4 protein-coding genes are annotated in these 5310 nt (G+C 67.6%); all 4 read right to left on the bottom strand.

Going from position 1 to position 5310, the window contains the following annotated elements:
• The coding region (lpxC, locus tag ACE3S9_RS14275; RefSeq protein WP_374547147.1) for a UDP-3-O-acyl-N-acetylglucosamine deacetylase at nt 1-631 on the bottom strand (631 nt) is incomplete at its 3' end.
• Nucleotides 632-992: 361 nt separating this feature from the next.
• A complete protein-coding gene (ftsZ, locus tag ACE3S9_RS14270) occupies nt 993-2993 on the bottom strand; it encodes a cell division protein FtsZ (RefSeq protein WP_374547146.1) in 2001 nt (666 codons plus the stop codon).
• A 102-nt stretch (nt 2994-3095) separates the two neighbouring features.
• The gene (gene ftsA, locus ACE3S9_RS14265) at nt 3096-4409 is read right to left on the bottom strand and encodes a cell division protein FtsA (protein WP_374547145.1); all 1314 of its coding nucleotides are present in this window, start codon (nt 4407-4409) and stop codon (nt 3096-3098) included.
• On the bottom strand, nt 4406-5310 hold a 905-nt coding region (locus ACE3S9_RS14260), incomplete at its 5' end, for a cell division protein FtsQ/DivIB (protein ID WP_374547144.1). The genes ACE3S9_RS14260 and ftsA, both read right to left, overlap by 4 nt.

Raw genomic sequence — 5310 nt, 5'->3', positions numbered from 1 at the left:
CGAAACCGGCGGCGACGAGGCGCTTGACGTCCGAAAGAAAGCCGAAGGTGCGGGCGCGGGCGAGATCGCGGCGGAAGGCGGTGGGTTCAAGATCGAGGATCTTGCGCTGGCGGCCGATGGCGCCGCTTTGGAAATCGATTTCGACGTCGAGCCGGAAGCCCTTGTCGGCAGGGCGAAGTTCAGCGAAAGCCTTGCCCTGCTCGACGCGGACAGGCTTGAGAACCTTGAGATAGCGGCGCGAGGCTTCGAGCTGGACGATCCCGGCGCGGTCGATCGCCTCGACGAAGGCGGCGGCGGAGCCGTCCATGATCGGCACTTCCGGTCCGTCGACTTCGACGAGGCAATTGTCCACGCCCAGACCGCGCAGGGCGGCCACGAGATGTTCGATGGTCGCCACCATATGCTGCGCGCCGTCGCCAATGACGGTGCAGAGCTCAGTCATGGTGACCTTGGACCAGTTGGCCTCGATGCGCCGGCTGCCGCCATTGGGCAGGCCGCTGCGCAGAAACACCAAGCCGCTGTTGGCCGCCGCAGGATTGAGAACGAGACGAACCGGCTTGCCGGAATGAACCCCGATGCCTCCGGACAGGACGATGCGGTCGCGGAGCGTCGATTGAAAGCGAGGTTTCATACTTCTTCCGTTTGCTCGTCCCGGTGGGAGCGGGATCGTTGCAATCTCGCCATCGTTTCGCCGCAGGAGCGCGGCGGGATGGCCAACAGGCGCGTGAGAAAGGGCCGAACTCTTTTCTGAACCAGCGCGGAACCGGAAGGGGCTCGGCGCGTTTTCAGCGATTCATCACATCAGAAAACTATCTCGACCGTCGCCATATACCAAATCACTCTTTCTTACGGCCCTGTTACAAATTAACCGCATTTTCGTCCCAGTCGCCTTAATCAAACGTTTGCTTTTAGCCTGAGTCCATATCGTTTGACGACAAAAAACCCGCCTTTCGGCGGGTTTTTGCTTTTGTCGCCTTCCGGAAGACGTTTTGTCAGCTGGATTGCCGGCGCAGGAAGGCCGGAATTTCCAGATGGTCGTCCTCGGCGCGCGGATAGCCGCGGCCATGGGCGTCGATCGCGGCGGCCGGACGCGGCGGCTGCGGGCGCTTGGCGTATTCGGCATGGACCGGCGAAGGCTGGCCCTGCGGATGACCCTGCGGAGCCTGGGCCGGGCGCGGAGCATAGGCGACCTGCTGCGGCGCTTGAGCATGCTGCGGCGCTTGCAGGTGCTGCGGCGCTTGGACGTGCTGCGGCGCTTGGACGTGCTGCGGCGCTTGGACGTGCTGCGGCGCTTGGACGTGCTGCGGCGCTTGGACGTGCTGCGGCGCCTGGACGTGCTGCTGCGGAGCCTGAGCGACCTGCGGGGCCACATGCGCCGGAGCCTGGGCGATCTGCGGCGCGGCGTAAGCGCCGTGCTGCTCCTCGGCCCGGCTCATGCCGAAGGTGGCGAGGCGCTCGAGCAGGCCGACGCGGCGGCGGGTTTCCGGCGCCGGAGCGGCCGCGCCCTGCTGCGCGGCGCGCATCAGGTTCTGCCCGGGCACCGGCAGTTCGTCGATACGCGGCATGCGCGGCGCGCGAACCGGCTGCTCCGCCTCCGGCGGAACGAAGGGGGCCTGCGGCGCCGGGGCCTCGATGCGGCGCGCCGGCGCGGGGGCCGCCTCCTGATAGAGCGCGGGCGGCGGAGCGACGGGCTTGATCTGGACGTCCGGATGATGCGGCGCATAGGCCTGCTCGGCGGCGCGGGGCTGCGGCGCATAAGCGGCGGGAGCGGCCGGCGCGGCGTAAGCCTGCGCCGCCGGGGCGGCATAGGCCGGAGCCGGCTGCGGGGCATAGGTCTGCGCGGGCGCCGGAGCGGCCTGCTGCGCCGCCGGCGCGTAATAGGGTTCGGCGGCCGGTGGAGCGGCCGGGCGAACCGCCGCCTGCGCGGCTTCCGCCTGGCGGGCAGCCGCATTGGCCGCCGCCTGGGCGCGCAGCCGTTCGGCGGCGGCTTCGGCGAGACGCTGGTCGTTCATGTCGGCGACGCCCGCCGGCTTGTCGATGCCGGTGGCGACCACGGAGACGCGAATCACGCCTTCCAGGCCCACATCGAAGGTCGCGCCGAGGATGATGTTGGCGTCCTCGTCGACTTCCTGGCGGATGCGGCTGGCGGCCTCGTCGACTTCATAAAGGGTGAGGTCGTTGCCGCCGGTGATCGAGATCAGCAGACCCTTGGCGCCCTTCATCGAGACTTCGTCGAGCAGCGGATTGGCGATCGCAGCCTCCGCGGCGAGGATCGCGCGGCGCTCGCCGGTGGCTTCGCCCGTGCCCATCATCGCCTTGCCCATGTCGCGCATGATGGCGCGGACGTCGGCGAAATCGAGATTGATCAGGCCTTCGCGCACCATCAGGTCGGTGATGCAGGCGACGCCGGAATAGAGCACCTGGTCGGCCATCGAGAAGGCGTCGGCGAAGGTGGTCTTCTCATTGGCGACGCGGAACAGATTCTGGTTCGGGATCACGATCAGCGTGTCGACCGACTTGTGCAGTTCCTCGATGCCCGAATCGGCGATGCGCATGCGGCGCATGCCTTCAAACTGGAACGGCTTGGTGACGACGCCGACGGTCAGTATGCCCATTTCGCGGGCCGTGCGGGCGATGACCGGCGCGGCGCCGGTGCCGGTGCCGCCGCCCATGCCGGCGGTGACGAAGCACATATGCGCGCCCATGAGGTGATCGCGGATCTCCTCAATCGCCTCTTCGGCGGAAGCGCGGCCGACTTCCGGCTGCGAGCCGGCGCCGAGGCCCTCGGTGACCTGCAGGCCCATCTGGATGATGCGCTCGGCCTTGGAGCTGGTCAGCGCCTGGGCGTCGGTATTGGCGACGATGAAATCGACGCCCGCCAGCCCGGAGGTGATCATGTTATTGACCGCGTTGCCGCCTGCGCCGCCCACGCCGCACACCATGATGCGGGGCTTGAGTTCGCGCAGTTCCGGCGCTTTCAGATTGATCGTCATCGTTTGGCCTCTTGTCTTGGGGCGCCAAGCCCGCGCTTGTTTGCTATTCGAACTCTGTAATCTCATTCGCTGCGCCGGTGAATCCCGCCGCCACACTCACGCTCAGAAACTTTCCTTCAGCCACCGGCCGACGCGGCCGAAATAGCCCTGCGGCCGAAGCTCGCCGCCCGGCCGCGAACGGCTAGGCTCGAAATATTCGACATTGGAGAATTGCGGATAGACCAGCAGGCCCACCGCCGCCGAAAAGCCGGGGCTTTTCGCCGATTCGGGCATGCCCTGGACGCCGAGCGGACGCCCGACGCGAATCTGCCCGCCGAGAACGCGCCGCGCCGCCTCGGGCAGGCCGGTGAGCTGGCTCGTTCCGCCGGTCAGGACGATCCGTCCGCCCGAGGTCGGCGGGAAACCCGCCGCCTTGAGGCGGTCGCGCGCCAGTTCGAGGATTTCCTCGACACGCGGCCGGATGATGCGCGAAAGCTGCGATTTCGGAATATGGATCGGGCTTTCGCCCTCTTCGCCGACCTGAACGACCGAAAGACTCTCGCGATCGTCGGAGGGCGAGGAAATGGCGCTGCCATAGAGCGTCTTGAGCCGCTCGGCGTCGGCGAGCCGCGCATTGAGGCCGCGCGCGATATCCATCGTGACATGTTTGCCGCCGACCGCGATGGCGTCGCCGTGGACGAGGCGCCCGTCGCGGAACACGCCCATGCCGACCGACCCGCCGCCGAGATCGAGCACGGTCGCGCCGAGCACGGCTTCGTCATCGACGAGGACGGCGAGGCCCGAAGCGTAAGGCGTGGCGACCACGGCCTCGATGGAGAGATGGCAGCGTTCGATGGCGAGCAGCAGATTGCTGAGCGCGGCGGCGTCGGCGCTGACCACATGCAGGTCGGCGCCGAGCGTTTCGCCCATCATGCCCTTGGGATCGCGGATGCCATTGGCGCCGTCGAGCGCGAAGCCGGTCGGCAGGCTGTGCAGGATGGCGCGGCCGGGCTGCGCCGTGCGCAGGCTGGTCGCCTCCAGCACGCGGAAAATGTCGCTTTCGGCGACGCCATTCACCAGCGGCACACTGGCGCGATAATAAGCCGAGCTGAGCCGGCCGCCGTGATTGGCGACGATCACGCTCTCGACCTGAACCTTGGCCATGCGCTCGGCGGCGTCCACCGCGAGGCGCACCGCGGCCTCGGCCTCGTCCATGTCAATGACCACGCCGCCCTTGATGCCGCGCGACCGCTGGTGGCCGATGCCGAGAATGCGGGTGCGATGGGTGCGGCCGCGCAACAGGTCCGACGGCTCGGCCGGGATCAGCTTGGCGATCAGGCAGACGACCTTGGAGGCGCCGACGTCGAGCACGCAGAGAGTCGAGCTTTTCCGGGTCGAAATCGGCTTGATGCGTGGCAGATGGACGGAAGCGATCATGAGCGCGCTCCCTTGCCGCGTTGCTTCGTGGCCTCGCGCGCGGCGGCGGCGTCTTCCGTCAGCCGGACGTAAAGCTTGCCGGGAACGCGCAGATCGAGCGACACCACGTCCTTCTCCAGCACGCGGCCCTCCTGTTCGAGCCGCGCCAGCGTGGCGATGGCGGCTTTCGGGTCAATTTCGGGCAGCATGACCTCGACGCCATTGCTCATTTTCAGCGTCCAGCGGCGCCGCGACACCAGAATGCCGGCCCGCACCTTGCCGCGAAGGTCGGGGCCCGCCGCGTTCAGCAAGGCGACATAATCGTCGATGCGCTCATTGGCGCCCTCCCCGACCACGAAAGGCAGGGATTCGAATTTCGCGTCGCGCAAGGCGTCGATCGGCGCGCCATCGGCGGCGACGATCGAGACCGCGCCGTCCTTCTGCCAGAGGCCATAGGGGCGGCGCTCGACCACCTCGATCAGCAGGCGATCGGGGAACAGCTTGCGCACGCTGACATTCTTGACCAGCGGAATCGTCAGCAGCTTGCGCCGCATCTCGTCCACATCGAGGAACATCAAGGATTGCTTGGCGTCGACGCCGGCCGCGTTGAGAATTTGCTTCTCGCTCAATTCGGCCACGCCGGCGATGGTCACGGAATCGACGCCGAAGCCCAGCGCGCGCGAGGCGAGATCGACCGGGCGGCCGAATTCATGGACGAAATCGGCATATTGCCCGCCTGCCGCGGCGCCGAGATAGAGAATCCCGCCGAGAAAGCCGATCGCCAAAGCGGAGCCGAGGCCCGGAAGGCGCAGGAAGGAAACCAGCGCGCCATCGTCATTATGCGCGCGGAAGCGGCGGCGGACGGGGCGGCCGCGCCCGGCCCAGCGCGGGAGCGATGCGGAAAAACCTTGCGGACGAGCGG

Origin of the sequence: Rhodoblastus sp., from assembly GCF_041915505.1 — a bacterium.
Taxonomy (GTDB): domain Bacteria; phylum Pseudomonadota; class Alphaproteobacteria; order Rhizobiales; family Beijerinckiaceae; genus Rhodoblastus.
The sequence above is the reverse complement of the archived record's forward strand: the minus strand, read 5'-3'. Positions and strand labels throughout refer to the sequence as shown.

Bases quoted from the DNA above. Each gene is read 5' to 3' on its own strand.
- ftsZ (WP_374547146.1), bottom strand. From the start codon at position 2,993: ATGACGATCAATCTGAAAGCGCCGGAACTGCGCGAACTCAAGCCCCGC.
- ftsA (WP_374547145.1), bottom strand. From the start codon at position 4,409: ATGATCGCTTCCGTCCATCTGCCACGCATCAAGCCGATTTCGACCCGG.